17 protein-coding genes and 1 pseudogene are annotated in these 15504 nt (G+C 63.1%); 7 read left to right on the top strand and 11 right to left on the bottom strand.

Annotated features, from left to right (window positions below; genetic code table 11):
* Position 1: 1 nt before the first annotated feature.
* The 4 genes from NKI79_RS21875 to NKI79_RS21860 all read left to right on the top strand — a co-directional run bounded on the left by NKI79_RS21875 (position 2) and on the right by NKI79_RS21860 (position 2565).
* On the top strand, positions 2-493 hold the full coding sequence (locus tag NKI79_RS21875; RefSeq protein WP_352476670.1) for a GNAT family N-acetyltransferase: 492 nt from the start codon (positions 2-4) through the stop codon (positions 491-493).
* Between the two features lie 82 nt (positions 494-575).
* On the top strand, positions 576-1988 hold the full coding sequence (gene tldD, locus NKI79_RS21870; protein WP_352804339.1) for a metalloprotease TldD: 1413 nt from the start codon (positions 576-578) through the stop codon (positions 1986-1988).
* An 81-nt stretch (positions 1989-2069) separates the two neighbouring features.
* The gene (locus tag NKI79_RS21865) at positions 2070-2345 is read left to right on the top strand and encodes an AbrB/MazE/SpoVT family DNA-binding domain-containing protein (RefSeq protein WP_254818449.1); all 276 of its coding nucleotides are present in this window, start codon (positions 2070-2072) and stop codon (positions 2343-2345) included.
* Entirely contained in the window at positions 2332-2565 is a 234-nt protein-coding gene (locus NKI79_RS21860; protein ID WP_352804336.1) for a hypothetical protein, read from the top strand. Before NKI79_RS21865 ends, NKI79_RS21860 begins: the two co-directional genes overlap by 14 nt.
* A 39-nt stretch (positions 2566-2604) precedes the next feature.
* Here the strand turns inward: NKI79_RS21860 and NKI79_RS21855 are convergent.
* The 3 genes and pseudogenes from NKI79_RS21855 to NKI79_RS21845 all read right to left on the bottom strand — a co-directional run.
* Positions 2605-2867: pseudogene (locus NKI79_RS21855) on the bottom strand (DUF2384 domain-containing protein); the annotation flags it as partial.
* Between the two features lie 91 nt (positions 2868-2958).
* The gene (locus NKI79_RS21850) at positions 2959-4200 is read right to left on the bottom strand and encodes a class I SAM-dependent RNA methyltransferase (protein ID WP_352804333.1); all 1242 of its coding nucleotides are present in this window, start codon (positions 4198-4200) and stop codon (positions 2959-2961) included.
* A complete protein-coding gene (locus NKI79_RS21845; protein WP_352804330.1) occupies positions 4197-4976 on the bottom strand; it encodes a TlyA family RNA methyltransferase in 780 nt (259 codons plus the stop codon). The genes NKI79_RS21850 and NKI79_RS21845 overlap by 4 nt, the downstream gene beginning before the upstream one ends.
* Positions 4977-5143: 167 nt before the next feature.
* Here NKI79_RS21845 and NKI79_RS21840 point away from each other — a divergent pair, with 167 nt between their 5' ends.
* Complete coding sequence (locus tag NKI79_RS21840) at positions 5144-5545, top strand: GFA family protein (protein WP_254818654.1); 402 nt, start codon at positions 5144-5146, stop codon at positions 5543-5545.
* Positions 5546-5787: 242 nt separating this feature from the next.
* On the opposite strand, the gene dxs is transcribed toward NKI79_RS21840, so the two are convergent.
* The 6 genes from dxs to NKI79_RS21810 form a co-directional block, all read right to left on the bottom strand.
* A complete protein-coding gene (gene dxs, locus NKI79_RS21835) occupies positions 5788-7701 on the bottom strand; it encodes a 1-deoxy-D-xylulose-5-phosphate synthase (RefSeq protein ID WP_352476664.1) in 1914 nt (637 codons plus the stop codon).
* Between the two features lie 81 nt (positions 7702-7782).
* The gene (locus tag NKI79_RS21830) at positions 7783-8703 is read right to left on the bottom strand and encodes a pirin family protein (RefSeq protein WP_352804326.1); all 921 of its coding nucleotides are present in this window, start codon (positions 8701-8703) and stop codon (positions 7783-7785) included.
* A 9-nt stretch (positions 8704-8712) separates the two neighbouring features.
* Entirely contained in the window at positions 8713-8979 is a 267-nt protein-coding gene (locus NKI79_RS21825; RefSeq protein WP_023716908.1) for a DUF2277 domain-containing protein, read from the bottom strand.
* 109 nt (positions 8980-9088) lie between these two features.
* Complete coding sequence (locus NKI79_RS21820) at positions 9089-9340, bottom strand: exodeoxyribonuclease VII small subunit (protein WP_031211056.1); 252 nt, start codon at positions 9338-9340, stop codon at positions 9089-9091.
* 3 nt (positions 9341-9343) lie between these two features.
* Positions 9344-10270 carry a histone deacetylase family protein gene (locus NKI79_RS21815; RefSeq protein ID WP_352476662.1) on the bottom strand — a complete coding sequence of 309 codons (927 nt, stop codon included), beginning with the start codon at positions 10268-10270 and terminating at the stop codon, positions 9344-9346.
* A 132-nt stretch (positions 10271-10402) separates the two neighbouring features.
* Positions 10403-11056 (bottom strand): TetR/AcrR family transcriptional regulator, encoded by a 654-nt coding sequence (locus NKI79_RS21810; protein ID WP_352804323.1) that lies wholly within the window; start codon positions 11054-11056, stop codon positions 10403-10405.
* 118 nt (positions 11057-11174) lie between these two features.
* On the opposite strand from NKI79_RS21810, the gene NKI79_RS21805 reads away from it, so the two are divergent.
* A complete protein-coding gene (locus NKI79_RS21805) occupies positions 11175-12398 on the top strand; it encodes an MFS transporter (protein ID WP_352804320.1) in 1224 nt (407 codons plus the stop codon).
* Positions 12399-12451: 53 nt separating this feature from the next.
* Here the strand turns inward: NKI79_RS21805 and ribB are convergent, their stop codons facing one another.
* Positions 12452-13552, bottom strand: a complete 1101-nt coding sequence (ribB, locus tag NKI79_RS21800; protein WP_254818438.1) for a 3,4-dihydroxy-2-butanone-4-phosphate synthase — start codon at positions 13550-13552, stop codon at positions 12452-12454.
* Between the two features lie 111 nt (positions 13553-13663).
* On the bottom strand, positions 13664-14764 hold the full coding sequence (aroC, locus tag NKI79_RS21795; protein ID WP_352804318.1) for a chorismate synthase: 1101 nt from the start codon (positions 14762-14764) through the stop codon (positions 13664-13666).
* A gap of 275 nt (positions 14765-15039) precedes the next feature.
* On the opposite strand from aroC, the gene NKI79_RS21790 reads away from it, so the two are divergent.
* On the top strand, positions 15040-15303 hold the full coding sequence (locus NKI79_RS21790; protein WP_023716902.1) for a DUF1344 domain-containing protein: 264 nt from the start codon (positions 15040-15042) through the stop codon (positions 15301-15303).
* Positions 15304-15504: the final 201 nt, after the last annotated feature.

Raw genomic sequence — 15504 nt, 5'->3', positions numbered from 1 at the left:
TTTGACGCTGAAACTGCTCGATGCGGACGACTTCGAGATATTCAAGCGAATTCGCCTGGAGGCTTTGCGCGCTGCGCCCGAAGCCTTCGCCAGCAGCGCAGCGGAATGGGAGCAACTTCCCGACGAGGAATGGCGACGGCGCCTGACGAACAACCTGGTCGTCGTCAGCTTTCGGAGCGGGGAGCCTGTCGGCATAATGGGCCTGATGCGCCAGCCGGCCAGCAAGATGATGCACCGCGCGACGATCGTCATGGTCTATTTGCGCGGCAGCGAGCGTGGCGGCGGATACGCCGTCAAGATGCTCAATCTGCTGCTCGATCACGCCCGAGCATTGGGCATAAGGCAGGTCGAGCTGGCTGTAAGTGCTGAAAATCCAGCGGCCATACGATTCTATCAACGAGAAGGTTTTCACGAAATAGGCTGCATACCGGCCGGCTTTCTTCATGAAGGCAGGGAGATCGACGAAATCATGATGGCACGCCGCTTGACTTAGGTCGTAGTGTTCCACCGTGAAGTTGCCGAACGGCGCCCAGGCGCCTACATGCCGTAAAATCACTTCTCAAGAGGCCAGCGCCATGAACAGCCTGATCGGCCAATTCGACATTTCCGACGATCGCATCAAGCAGATCGTCGCCGAGACTATAAACGGCGCCGACGACGGTGAACTGTTTCTCGAATACAGCGAAAGCGAAGCGCTGATGTTCGACAATGGCAAGCTGAAGACCGCCAGTTTCAACACCGACCAGGGTTTTGGCCTGCGCGCAGTCGCCGGCGAGGCCAGCGGCTACGCCCATTCCAGTGATCTCTCCGAAGCCTCGCTGCTGCGCGCCGCCGATGCGGTTTCGACGGTGAAGAGCGGCTATTCCGGCACGCTTGCTGCGGCTCCCGCCCGCACCAACCGCCATCTCTACGGTGACGGAAACCCTATCCCCTCACCTTCCTTCGAGACCAAGGCCAAGCTGCTCCAGGAAATCGATGCCTGGCTAAGGGCCGAGGATTCGCGCGTCCGGCAGGTGACGGCGTCGCTCGCCGCCTCTTGGCAGCATGTCGAGATCGTGCGCGCCGACGGCCAGATGGTGCGCGACATCCGCCCGCTGGTCAGGATCAACGTGTCGGTGGTGGTCGGCGACGGTGACCGCCAGGAGAGCGGCTCCTACGGCATGGGCGGGCGCAAGGAGTTTGGCGAATTCCTGATCGAGGACAGCTGGAAGCATGCGGCCAAGGAGGCGCTGCGGCAAGCACTGGTCAATCTCGAAGCGGTTCCCGCACCTGCCGGCACTTTCGATATCGTGCTGTCGAGCGGCTGGCCGGGCGTCATGCTGCACGAGGCCGTCGGCCACGGGCTGGAAGGCGATTTCAACCGCAAGAAGACGTCTGCCTTCGCCGGCCTGCTTGGCCAACAGGTGGCGGCGAAAGGCGTCACCGTCGTCGACGACGGCACCATTCCCGAACGGCGTGGTTCGCTGACCGTCGACGATGAAGGCACGCCTTCTGCCCACAACGTGCTGATCGATGATGGCAAGCTGGTCGGTTACATGCAGGACCGCCAGAACGCGCGTCTGATGGGCATGAAAGCCACCGGCAACGGGCGACGCCAAGGTTACGCACACGAGCCGATGCCGCGCATGACCAATACCTACATGACCGCAGGCGACATGGAGCCGGAGGAAATCATCGCCTCGGTCAAGAATGGCATCTATGCCGTGTCGTTCGGCGGCGGCCAGGTCGACATCACTTCGGGCAAGTTCGTGTTCGGCTGCACCGAGGCCTACATGATCGAGAACGGCAAGGTAAAGCAGCCGATCAAGGGCGCCATGCTGATCGGCAACGGGCCGGATGCCATGCATCGTGTGACGATGATCGGTAACGACATGAAGCTCGACACCGGCATCGGCATGTGCGGCAAGGCCGGACAGGGCGTGCCGGTCGGCGTCGGCCAGCCGCATCTCAGGATGAACCAGATGACGGTCGGCGGCACCAGGGTTTGATGCGGCCGGCTTCGAACACCCTGTCCGTCCTGTCGATTTTCACTTATCTTACGTTCGTCTTACATCCAGAGGAGAGCCATCATGGCTGCCGCGGAAAAGCTCGTGACCACCGTCTCGACCAAGGGACAGGTCATCCTGCCCAGTTCGATCCGGAAACGGAGAGAATGGGACGCCGGCACACGGCTTCTGGTCGAAGATACCCCGGAGGGCGTGCTACTGAAGCCTGCGCCAGTCTTCGCCGAGACGCGGCCAGAGGACGTGTTTGGATCGCTGCGCTATAGCGGCAGGCCGAAGACGTTGGAAGAAATGGACGCGGGCGTGCTCGCCGAAGCGCGGCGGCGCCATGCTCGCGATTGATACCAACCTGATCGTCCGCTACCTGACGGACGATCACCCGACTCGGTCTTCCCGCGCCCGCGCGTTGATCGATAGCCAGCCAGTCTCGGAAAGGGGATTGGATTTCGCTGATGCGCTGCATCTGGGCAAATCTGCTCACTGCGTTGGCTTCGCGACTTTTGATCGTAAGTTCGTCACGGCAGCGCAGGCGGCTGGATATGACGGCGTGCAAGAAGCATAGCAGTTTATGGCCACCCAGCCTGGCATGAAGGCGCGCCGTTCAGGCATAGATACCGGAACGAGCGGCCTTCAGGTAAGCGAGATTATCCGTCTTGCCTTCGCAAACCAGATCATAGGCGGTCTTTCCCACCCAGCCGGGATCGGCTGATGTTTGAACCAGATCGCTGCACGCACTTGATCGCCGGTCATCTCGCCGGCCGTCGCCAGAATACGAATGATGGGGCTCAATGCGGCGTCGACCTTGCGCGCTCCGGTCTTAGCGGCAAACGTGTTGCGGGCGATGCCGCTCAGGCCCGCCAGTTCGGTTTGGCTCATTATAAATTTCCTAGAATATTTGACCGGCGTACGCTCAAATGCGCTTTTCTAGTGCGCATTTCACGCCCGATAAATGCTGCTAGCGCCTTCTCTTGGGCTTCTCCAGCAATGCCACTGCCTCGACATGTGGCGACCACAGGAACTGGTCGATCGGGGTTACGCTCTTCAAGGCGTAACCGCCATCGAGGAGGATGCGAAGATCCCGCGCCAGCGTTGCCGGATTGCAGGACACCGCGGCGACGAGCGGCACGCCGGAGCGCGCGATCTGCTTCGATTGATCCTCGGCGCCGGCGCGCGGCGGGTCGAAGACTACGCCGTCAAAGGCATTCAACTCCTTGAATGTGAGCGGCCTCCGGAACAGGTCGCGACGTTCGCCGGTCACCCGCTTCAGGCCGCTGGCGAAACGGAATGCCCGGTCGAGCGCCGCGAGTGCTGCCGCATCGCCTTCCACCGCGTGAACCTCCGATCTTGCGGCCAGGCGCAGCGCGAAGCTGCCGCAGCCGGCGAAGAGATCGGCGACCTTTTTGGCGCGCGCGAAATGCTGGCCGACAATGTTGGCCATCGCCTGTTCGGCAGCCTCGGTCGCCTGCAGGAAAGCGCCCGGAGGCACTGCGACGGGGACGCCATCAAACAGGACGACCGGTTTCTTTGGTTCGATAATGATCTCGCCGTCGACCGACAGCCTGGCTAGCCCCTCGGCGATGACGAAGTTGGACGCGACGCGGCACTGGTTCTCGCCGAGCTTGCCGGAATCGTGAACCGCGACATCAAGGCCGGAACCGGTCACCGTCACCGCCATGTGGAACGATTTGGTCGTGGCGCAGATCAGTCCCGCAAGCATCCTCAAACGGTCGAGCGCAGCGACGATCTGCGGCAGCGAGATCGGGCATTCCTCGATCGAGATGATCTCGGATGACAGCGCGCGAACAAAGCCGAACTGCATTCCCGCCTCGCTCCGCCGGGCGGTGAATACGACGCGGCGGCGCGTGTGCGGCGCGCACGGCACCAGCGCGCCGACATCGCAAGCGATGCCCTTGCTCTTCAGCGCATGCACGACCTTTTCGCGCTTCCACCGGTGATAGGCTTCAGTCTCGAGATGCTGGACGGCGCAGCCGCCGCATGCGCCGAAATGCCGGCACGGCGGATCGACCCGCAACGGCGAAGCCTCAAGGACCGACATCAAGGTGGCGCGATCTTTCTCCCGCGCGGCGGTGACGACCTCTCCCGGCAGCGCGAACGGAATGAAAACCTCGCCGGTTTCCGTCTCGGCGATGCCGTCGCCCTGCGAGCCCAACCTTGCGATCGTGAAACGGGTGCTCATCGCTTCTGGGTCTCGACGTCCTTGATGCCGCCGAGCAGGAACTCGCGGTTGCCGTCGCCGCCCTCTATCGGCGACAGGTGCAGCCCTAGCGAGCGCCAGCCGGGAATGGCATCGAGCCAGTCCTGCATCAGGCCGGCAATACGCGCCGCATCATAGGGGTCCTTCAGCAGCCCGCCCTTGCCGATCGCCTCGCGGCCGGCCTCGAACTGCGGCTTGACCAGAAACACAGCCTTTGCGCCGTTCCCGGCCAAGGCAAGCGCCGGCGGCAGCGCCAGTTTCAGCGAGATGAAGCTGACGTCCGAGACGACGAAATCCGGCACACGGCCGCCGAGATCGGCTGCCGACAGTTCGCGCGCATTCAGGCCCTCAATTACCGTCACGCGCGGATCGCCGGCAATGTCGGAGTGCATCTGGCCGTGCCCGACATCGATCGCCGTGACATGCGCCGCGCCGCGTTCGAGCAGCACCTGCGTGAAGCCGCCGGTCGAGGCGCCGACATCGAGGGCTTCGCTGCCGGTGGGGTCGAGGCCGAAATGGTCGAGACCAGCCTTCAGCTTCAGTGCGGCGCGCGACACGTAACCTTGCGCCGGATCGTCAACGACGATGTTGCACTCAGGCAGAACGGCCTGGCTTGGCTTGCGGGCGACGATGCCATCGACCGTCACGGTGCCGCGCGCCACCGCATCGCGGGCACGCGAGCGGCTGGCAAACAGGCCGCGCTGGACGAGCAATTCGTCGAGCCTCTGGCGTATGCTGGCTGGCGGAAGGAAAGTCATCGGCCTTCATGGCGAATGCCAACGATGATGGCAAGGATATTGGCGATGAGACAAGGCATGGGTGGAAAAGCGGTGAACGCATCAAGCCGCTCCGCTACCAGTCGAACCTCGCGCCAGGCGCGACGCAATGCTAAGAACGAGATGCCGTTTTGCGGTCGGAGGAGGAAATGCTGACGGGAACCTGCCACTGCGGTGCCGCCCGCTGGACCCTGGAGGGCGATCCCGGTTCGGTAACTGCCTGCAACTGCACACTTTGCCGTCGCTACGGCACGCTCTGGGCTTACGATTTTGTCGACGAACGCATCCGCCTTGCCGGGCCCGTAAGCGCCTATCGGCGCGTCGGAAAGGCTCATCCTTCACTTGAGATTCTCTTCTGTCCAACGTGCGCTTGCGTCCTGGCCTGGCACGGTTTGCATCCCGATGCGGCTGGGCGCTACCGCATCGCCGTCAATGTGAGGCTTGCGCCGCCCGAGGCCGTCGCCGATCTCCCGATCGACCATTTCGATGGTCTCGATACATTCGAGGATTTGCCGAGAGATGGTCGCTGCGTGCGGGATATGTGGTTCTAGTTCTAGAGTCTCTTCGGGATCATGCTTTAGAATATCGTCCGCGAAACCCGCCGTTCGACGGGCGGCGCCAGACCGTCGCTGCTGTCGCCGGACACCTGCGTGCGCGGCCGGAAACAGCAGCATAAACAGCATGTTACAACTTTTCGCTGGCAATTTGATTCAAGCAGTTGAGATTTTGATTCAGACCGGCATCTTGCAGCCAAGTTGAATCGCTTCGGCGTCGCGGGAAATGCGTCTAAAAACTAGGCGCGCTGGGCCTGCGCGGTATGCCCCAACGCCACGAATACTGTGCGCACGATGCCGGCGCTGTCCAGCCCGGCATCGGCATACATTTTTTCCGGCTTGGCATGGTCGACGAAAGCGTCGGGCAGCACGAGTGGGCGCACCTTCAAGCCGCTCTCCAGCAGGCCTTCATGGGCCAGGAACTGCAGCACATGGCTGGCGAAGCCGCCGACCGCGCCCTCTTCCACCGTGACCAGTATCTCGTGCGAACGGGCCAGCCGCCGGATCAGGTCCTCGTCGAGCGGCTTGGCAAAACGGGCATCGGCGACCGTGGTCGAAAGCCCGGCCGCGCCAAGCTCCTCGGCCGCGGCAAGGCAATCCTGCAGCCTGGTGCCGAAGGAAAGCAGCGCAACCTTGGTGCCTTCCCTGACGATCCGGCCCTTGCCGATCTCCAATACCGAGCCGCGTTGCGGCATCTCGACGCCAACGCCGTTGCCGCGCGGGTAGCGGAAGGCGATCGGGCCGTCATCGAAGCTTGCAGCGGTGCGTACCATGTGGCGCAGCTCGGCCTCATCGGCCGCGGCCATGACGACGAAACCGGGCAGCGTCGCCAGGAAAGTCGTGTCGAAGGCGCCGCAATGGGTGGCACCATCGGCGCCGACGAAGCCGGCGCGATCGATCGGAAAGCGCACCGGCAATTTCTGGATCGCCACGTCGTGGACGACCTGGTCGTAGGCACGCTGGAGAAAGGTCGAGTAGATCGCCGCGAAAGGCTTGAAGCCTTCCGTGGCAAGGCCGGCGGCGAAGGTCACCGCATGCTGCTCGGCAATGCCGACATCGAAGGTCCTCGCCGGAAACGCTTCGCCGAACAGATCAAGCCCGGTGCCATTCGGCATGGCGGCGGTGATGGCGACGATGCGGTCGTCCTCTCGCGCCTCCTGGATCAGGCTTTCGGCAAACACCTTCGTATAGCTCGGCGCATTGGCGGGCGCCTTGGCCTGGGCGCCGGTGATGACGTCGAATTTGTTGACGCCATGATATTTGTCGGCCGCCGCCTCGGCCGGAGCGTAGCCCTTGCCCTTCTGGGTCACGACATGGATCAGCACCGGGCCGTCGGCATTGTCGCGGACGTTCTTCAGCACCGGGATCAGGTGCTCGAGGTTGTGACCGTCGATCGGACCGATGTGGTAGAAACCCATCTCCTCGAACAGCGTGCCGCCGGTGACGTAACCGCGCGCGTGCTCGACCGCGCGCTTGATGGCGCGATCCGCGCGCTCGCCGAGATAGGACGTCAGCTTCTTGCCGAAATCGCGCAACCCAAGATAGGTCTTGCCTGAGGCGAGCCGCGCCAGATAGGCGCTCATCGCACCGGTCGGCGGAGCGATCGACATGTCGTTGTCGTTCAAGATGACGATCAGCCGGGCATCGAGTGCGCCGGCATTGTTCATCGCCTCGTAGGCCATGCCGGCCGACATGGCGCCGTCGCCGATGACAGCAATGACATTGTTGCGGCCATCGGACAGATCGCGCGCCATCGCCATGCCGAGGCCGGCTGAAATCGAGGTTGAGGAGTGGGCTGCGCCGAACGGATCGTATTCGCTCTCGACGCGACGCGTGAAGCCGGACAGGCCGCCCTCCTGCCGCAGCGTGCGGATGCGGTCGCGGCGGCCGGTCAGGATCTTGTGCGGATAGGCCTGGTGGCCGACGTCCCAGATCAGCCGGTCGTCCGGCGTGTTGAAGACGTAGTGCAGTGCGACGGTCAGTTCGACCACGCCGAGGCCGGCGCCGAGATGCCCGCCGGTGTGGGAAACGACGTCGATCAGTTCGGCGCGAAGCTCGGACGCCAGCTGCGGCAGGTCGGCTTCGGCAAGCGTGCGCAAATCGGCTGGGACGCGGACCTTGTCGAGAAGCGGCGTATCGGGCTTTGCGTTCACTGTTTGCGAGCCTGGTCAGATTTTCTGTTCATCGTGAAATATGCCGCTGGCCGGCGAATGTAAATGTGGCGGTAACGCGCATCAGCTTTCGGGCAGCGGGATGAACTCTTGCTCGTCTCCAGGAACGATATCGAAGCGGCCCGTCTTCCATTCTTCTTTCGCCTGCTCGATGCGTTCCTTTGAGGACGATACGAAATTCCACCAGATATAACGTTTCGAACCGAGGGAAGCGCCGCCAAACAGCATGAAATGGGCGCCGCGATCCGATGAAACAACGATCTCATCGCCGGGCCGGAAAACCAGCAGCCGCTCGGCCGGGAAGCGGTCACCGGATATCGAAACCTCGCCTTCCAGCGTATAGATGGCGCGCTCCTCGGCATCGGCCGGGATCTTCACGCTGGCACCCGGCGCCAGCCTGAGATCGGCATATAGCGTGTCCGAAGCGGTGGCGACCGGCGAGCGCAGCCCGGACAATGCACCGATGACGATACGGCCGCTGACACCCTCTGCATCGATTTCGGGCAGGCGCAGGGCCGCGGTGTTTTCGAAGACCGGCGCTACCTCTTCCTTGCCGTCCGGCAGCGCCAGCCATGTCTGCAGGCCGGAAACCGACATCGGCAAGCCGCGCAGTTCTTCCGGCGTGCGCTCCGAATGGACGATGCCGCGGCCGGCGGTCATTAAATTCACGTCGCCGGGCTGGATCACCATCTCGGTGCCGAGCGAATCGCGGTGCCTGATCTTGCCGTCGAACAGGTAAGTCACCGTCGACAGACCGATATGCGGATGCGGGCGCACGTCGAGCGCCTGGCCGGCCCGCAGAACGGCTGGACCCATGCGGTCGAAGAAGATGAAGGGTCCGACCAGCCGGCGCCTGGCCGTCGGCAAGGCGCGGCGAACCTGAAATCCGCCGATGTCCTTGGCATTCGGAATGACCATCAGTTCGATCTGATCGCTGGCGAAGGCATCGCCCATCTGCGGATCGTTTCCGGGAAAGAAGCTCACGCGGTCCCCTCAGGCGAAGCGAAGTGCAGATTTGGCCTTCGCCTTGGCCGCCACCTCTTCGCGATTGCGCGGATGCTGCGTCGTCTCGAGGCTGTCGAGCAATTCACGCGCCGAGGCGGCAATGGCCTCGACGGCATGGTCGAACGCATGCTGGTTCTGTTTCGACGGCCGTGTCGTTCCGCTCAGCTTGCGGACAAACTGAAGTGCAGCATCGCGGACCTCGTCATTGGTTGCCGGCGGATCGAAATTGAACAGGGTTTTGATGTTTCTGCACATCGTTCGCAATCTCCTCTCGTCCTGGAGCCGTTTCAAACGGGATGAGTTTTACCCTCAATCGTGATGATGTCCAAAGCCGGTAAGCACAATGGTCGTTCGCGGCCGCGCCTCAGTCCGCATCCAGCGGCTCTGTCCCCACCGGCTTGCCGTCACGCGACAGCCTGATTTTCTCGACCTTGTCCTCGGCCGCTTTCAGCAGCCGGTCGCAATGCGCCTTCAGCGCCTCGCCGCGCTCGTAAATGCGGATCGACTGGTCGAGCGGCACGTCGCCGCGCTCCAGATCGTCGACGATCCGTTCCAGCGCCTCGAGCGCCTGCTCGAAGCTCATCGCCTTGACGTCCTCGTTGGTCTCACCAGCCATCATTTATCCCTTCATCAGCCGCCCGACATGGGCGGCGACCGAAAATGCCAATCCCTGCAGATCGTAGCCGCCCTCGAGAACGCTGACGAGCCGGTTGCGGCTATGGCGCCCGGCTCGTTCGAGCAACTGGCCGGTCGCCCAGTCGAAATCATCCTCGGTCAGGTTGATCTCGGCCAGCGGATCGCGGTGGTGGGCGTCGAAGCCGGCGGAGATGATGATGAGATCGGGCGCAAAATTGTCGAGCGCCGGCAGGATGCGTGACAGAAAGGCGTCACGGAAAACATCGCTGCCGCTCTGCGGCGCCAGCGGCGCGTTGACGATGTTGCCGGCGCCGGTTTCGCTCGCAGCCCCGGTTCCCGGGTAAAGCGGCATCTGGTGTGTCGAGCAATAGAGCACCGACGGATCGTCCCAGAAGATGTCCTGCGTGCCGTTGCCGTGGTGCACATCCCAGTCGACGACGGCAACGCGGCCGGCGCCATGGTTCTTCTGCGCGTAGCGTGCCGCGATCGCCGCGGTGTTGAACAGGCAAAAACCCATGGAGGTGGTCTTTTCGGCATGATGGCCGGGCGGCCGTGCGGCGACGAAGACGTTCTCGGCACGGCCGGTGAAGACGTCGTCGACCGCGGCGTTGGCAGCGCCGATCGCGGTCACGGCCGCCTGCCAGCTCTTCGGGCTGGCGGTGGTATCGGCGTCGATACGGGCGATGCCGGTGTCCGGTATCGCTGCGCGGACACGTTCGACGAATTCGGGCGGATGCGCGTAGAGGATGGTTGCCTCGTCGCCTTCAGGCGCCTGGACGCGATCGAGCGCCGCGAAGGCCTCGTCGTCAAGCACACGCTCTATGGCGCGCAGACGGTCCGGCCGCTCCGGATGACCGGGCGGTGTTATGTGCTCGAGGAAAATCGGATGGGTGTAAAGTCTCGTGACCATGCCCCGATATAGGCGCGCCTTCCCGGTTTGGCCATGTTTTCGCGCGCTGGTGACGCGATGTTCAACAGGGTTTAGGCAACCGGCGTCGGCTGAGCCCACCGCGAGCCGCCTGGGATTGGCGAAAAGATGACCTCAGGCCGGTGATCGGTCAACCTCGGGCTGCATCGCTGACGGTCGATCAGGTTGATGCAGCCTGCCGGTGCGATTGAGCAGCCCTTCCAGAAGAACCTTGAACGCCTTCACTGCCTTCTTCGACGTCGCTTCGGGATCGTTCGAATTTGCGATCCACTGCGCCGCATGCAGCGAGGCGCCGCTGACCAGCCTTGCCGCGGCTTCGGGATCGACGGCGAGAATTGTCCCCTCGTCGCTCAGTCTTTGCAGGCTCTCTGTCATCGAGCGGATGCATGTGCTCTGGCTTGGCCATTGCGATGGATCGCCGAGCACCGCCGGCCCGTCGCGAAGCACGATACGCTGGATCTCCGGCTCCAGCGCCATCTCGATATAGGCGGTGCATTCGTCGACAAAGCCCTGCCAGAGATTGTCCGGCTTGGCCGAAACGACCTTCAGCCGGGCTGCCATTTCGGCGTCGATCTCGGCGATAACCGCCTGGAGCAGGCCCTTCTTGTCGCCGAAGTGATGATAGAGCGCACCGCGCGTCAGCCCGGCCGATGCCGTGAAGTCATCCATCGAGGCTTCGGCATAGCCGAGCGTGCCGAAGGCCTGGCGCGCCGCGGCAATCAGTTTGGCGCGGGTCTCGGCAATCATCTCCTTGCGTGGTCTGTGCATTGCCCTGGCCCTATTAACATACGCCTCGTATGCCAATTGACATACGCCGCGTATGATCTATTTAACTCATACGCTACGTATGTAATCGCCGAACCGGCCGTTGTCGAGGAGCCAGACCATGCAAAATCCCTATTCCCAGATCTTTCGCGCGCCGGGCGCCAAGGGCTTTGCTGCCGCCGGGTTCGTTGCCCGGCTGCCGATGGCCATGGCTCCGATCGGGATCGTCGCAATGCTGTCGCAGACCGATGGCGAATACTGGCTGGCCGGTGCCGTTTCCGCGACATATGCGCTGGCGAACGCTTTCGTCGCCCCGCAGGTATCGCGACTGGTGGACCGCCTCGGCCAGACGCGGGTTGTGGTGCCGACCACCATGATTTCCACGCTCGCTTTCGCGATCCTGATTGCAGCGGCCAATCAGCATTGGCCGATATGGACGCTATTCGTCTCGGCGCTGCTCGCCGCCGTGATGCCCAGCATCCCGGCAATGGTGCGCGCACGCTGGACCGAGATTTTTCGCAACCGCCCCGAGTTGAACACGGCGTTCGCCTTCGAGTCGGCGGCGGACGAACTGGTCTACATCGCCGGCGCATCGCTGTCGGTCGGACTGAGTGTCGCGCTTTTCCCGGAAGCGGGAGTGCTCGCGAGCACATTGTTCCTGGCCTTCGGTTCGACGGCCTTCATCCTGCAGCGCTCGACCGAACCGCGAGCGCGACCGGTGGAACACGGTTCGGGCGGCTCGGCAATCCGCCTGCGGCCGGTCCAGATCATCACCTTGGCCCTGATCTTCATCGGCGCGACCTTCGCCACCACGGAGGTGAGCACCGTGGCGATCACCAAGGAGCTTGGCCAGCCGGGCGCCGCCAGCTTCGTCATCGGCGTCTACGCGCTCGGATCGTTCGTCGTCGGCATCGTCATCGGCGCCCTGAACCTGAAAGTGCCGCTGCAGATTCAGCTTGCCATCGCAATCGCCATCATTGCGCTCACCACGCTGCCGCTGCTCGTCGCCGACACCGTGCCGCTGCTGGCACTGGCCGTCTTCGTCAGCGGCGTGGCAATCTCGCCGACCTTCATCACGGCATTCGGCCTGATCGAGCGGCGCGTGCCGGAGGCGGTGCTGACCGAGGGCGTGACCTGGGTGATGACCGGCATCGGCATCGGCATGGCGCTCGGCTCCTTCGCCGCCGGCTGGGTGGTGGACGCTTTCGGCGCGCAGAACGGGTTCTGGGTATCGGTGGCATCGGGCACAATCGCTTTGGCCATCGTGCTCGCCGGCCAGCGCAGCCTTGCCGCGCCGAACTGCGACATGGCGGCATGCGACGCAGCCGCGGTCGCTGCGGAATAGTTTCCGGTGCGTCAGGCCCCGAGCCGGACGCATACCAGCACCGTGAGAATGGCCTAAAGAATCTCGGTCTTGGCGATGTGGATGCCAAAACCTTCGAGGCCGACATAATGGCGCTCGCGCGAGGCGATCAGATTTATCGAGGAAATTCCGAGATCCTTGAGGATTTGCGCGCCGAGGCCGATCTCGCGCCATTCGTTTTCGCGGCGGCGAGCCTCTTCGTGATCCTCGCGGTCGCCGGCAGCCGGGCGCTTGCGCTCCTGATGGGCGACGCCGACTGAGCCTTCGCGCAGATAGACGATGACGCCGCGCTTACGCTCGCCCATCGTCTTCATGATGGCGTCCAGTCTGTGGCTGGTGCCGAACACGTCGCTGACCACGTCCTCGGAATGAAGGCGCACCGGCACCTCCTCCCCGTCGCGGATGTCGCCGAAGACGATCGCTACATGATGCATCGAATCCCAGGGCAGCGTGTAGGTGAAGACCTGTGCCTTGCCGCCTGCCGTCTCAATGTCGGAACAGGCGACACGCTCGACCAGCGTTTCCTTGCGCTGCCGGTAGGCGATGAGGTCGGCAACCGAGATCTGCTTCAACCCGTGCTTTTCGGCGAAGGCCTGCACCTGCGGGCCACGCATGACGGTGCCGTCATCGTTGACCAGCTCGGAAATCACGCCGACCGGCGGCAGGCCGGCGAGCTTGCAGAGGTCGACAGCGGCCTCGGTATGGCCCGAACGCATCAGCACGCCGCCTTCGCGTGCGATCAGCGGAAAGATGTGACCGGGCCGGACGAAATCGGACGCGCCGACATTGCCGTTGGCGAGATTGCGCACCGTCAGTGTGCGGTCGTCCGCTGAAATGCCCGTCGTGGTGCCGTGCTTAAAATCGACGCTGACGGTGAAGGCGGTGGTGTGGGCCGAATCATTGTCGGCGACCATCGGCGACAGGTTGAGCCGCTTGGCTTCCTCGCGCGGCATCGGCGTGCAGACGATACCCGACGTGTTGCGAACGATGAACGCCATCTTTTCCGGCGTGCAATGGACGGCGGCTACGATCAGGTCGCCCTCGTTCTCGCGGCCGTCATCGTCCATAACGACGACGATCTCGCCGCGCTCGAAGGCGCGCAGGGCTTCGACGATCTTCTTCTGGTCGTAAGGCATAAGTGCTCGCTTCGCTCGCAGGGAATAGGGTAGTAGGGCAGTACGGGAGTAGAGAAAAGGAAAAATGCTGTCTTGGGAGCTGCGTAACCTGCTCGCTACTCCCCTACTCCCCTACTCCCTTCCCGTTTGTCCCCGATGACGCAGATAATGATCGGCAATGACGCAGGCAACCATCGCCTCGCCGATCGGTACGGCGCGGATGCCGACGCATGGATCGTGCCGGCCCTTGGTCATGATCTCGACGTCGTTACCGTCCTTGTCGATCGACTTTCGCGGCGTCAGGATCGACGAGGTCGGCTTGACGGCGAAACGCGCGACGATCGCCTGGCCGGTCGAGATGCCGCCGAGGATGCCGCCGGCATTGTTGGACAGGAAGACCGGCTTGCCGTCATTGCCCATGCGCATCTCATCGGCATTCTCCTCGCCGGTGATGCGGGCGGCCTCGAAACCGTTGCCGATCTCGACACCCTTGACGGCGTTGATCGACATCAGGCCGGCGGCGATGTCCTGGTCGAGCTTGGCATAGATCGGCGCGCCAAGCCCCGCCGGAACGCCGTCGGCGACGATCTCGATGACCGCACCAACCGAGGAGCCCGCCTTGCGGATGCCGTCCAGATATTTGGTGAAGACGGCGACGGACGCCGGATCAGGCGTGAAGAACGGGTTTTCGGCGTCGCCGACGAAATTCCAGTTCCAATTGGCGCGATCGATCGATTTATCGCCCATCGACACCAGCGCGCCGCGCACCACCATGCCGCGCACGACCTTCCGGGCAAGCGCTCCGGCCGCCACCCGCGCCGCCGTCTCACGCGCCGACGAGCGGCCGCCGCCGCGGTAGTCGCGCAGACCGTATTTGACCTCGTACGTGTAATCGGCATGGCCCGGCCGGAACTGGCGGGCGATGTCGCCATAATCCTTCGAGCGCTGGTCGACATTCTCGATCAGCATCGACACCGGCGTGCCGGTCGTGATCATCGTCTCGCCGTCCTCATCGAGGACGAAGCCGGACAGGACCTTCACCTCATCCGGTTCGCGACGTTGCGTCACAAAACGTGACTGGCCGGGGCGGCGCTTGTCGAGTTCGGCCTGGATCTCGTCGCGAGTGAAGCGGATGCCTGGCGGACAGCCGTCGACGACGCAGCCCAACGCCGGCCCGTGGCTTTCGCCCCAGGTGGTGACGCGGAAAAGATGGCCGAACGTGTTGTGCGACATGGAACCAGCCCTGCCGGCGTCGGAGCCGGCCTAGCGCATAACCCCGAAAATCGGAGCGATTTTCGGAAAGGATCATGCACAAAATCAAAAGTGCTACAGCGTCCTTTGCGCGTCCAGGAGGACGCGCGGCGCTGTCGCCTGCCTTCTATTGGCGTTTTCCACAGTGGTCAAACTGTGATCCGGCGGATTTAGTTTTGACACATTCGATTGGTTTCTGCTCAGTTCCGTTCCGTTGGACCGAGCCGCTGTACCGGCAATGATTAAAGAGGACGATGATGCGTATCCTGATTGGCGCTGTTGCCGCCACGCTGTTGATCTCCACCGCCGCCTTCGCCGGCCAGACCGAAGGCCTGATCAAGAAGGTCGACAAGGATGCGCTGACGCTGACGCTGGACGACGGCAAGTCCTACAAGCTGAACGCCGAAACCGACCTCGATGCGCTGAAGCCAGGCATGGACATCGTCCTCGCCTATGACGTGACGAATGGCGAGAATGTCGTCACCGATATGGAACTGCCGGACACCGGATCGACCGAGTAGAGTCTTTCCGGCCGATCCATCCCGAAGCCGGCGGGTGGAAACGAGCACATAGCGCCCTGAACGGCATGGGAATGCTTGTCACTGATCGGCTGAAATGAGCCGGGAGCGGACTGGCATCTTTCGAGCATCTAGTTGGCAAAGCAGCCATTCAGCTCATGACCGTATTTACGAGGCGGCCACGCAAGTCCGCAGGTGAGACGC

The organism is Mesorhizobium sp. M0340 (assembly GCF_040321535.1).
In the GTDB taxonomy this organism is placed as follows: Bacteria; Pseudomonadota; Alphaproteobacteria; order Rhizobiales; family Rhizobiaceae; genus Mesorhizobium.
Note: the sequence above shows the minus strand (reverse complement) of the source record. Positions and strands in the feature narration are given on the sequence as shown.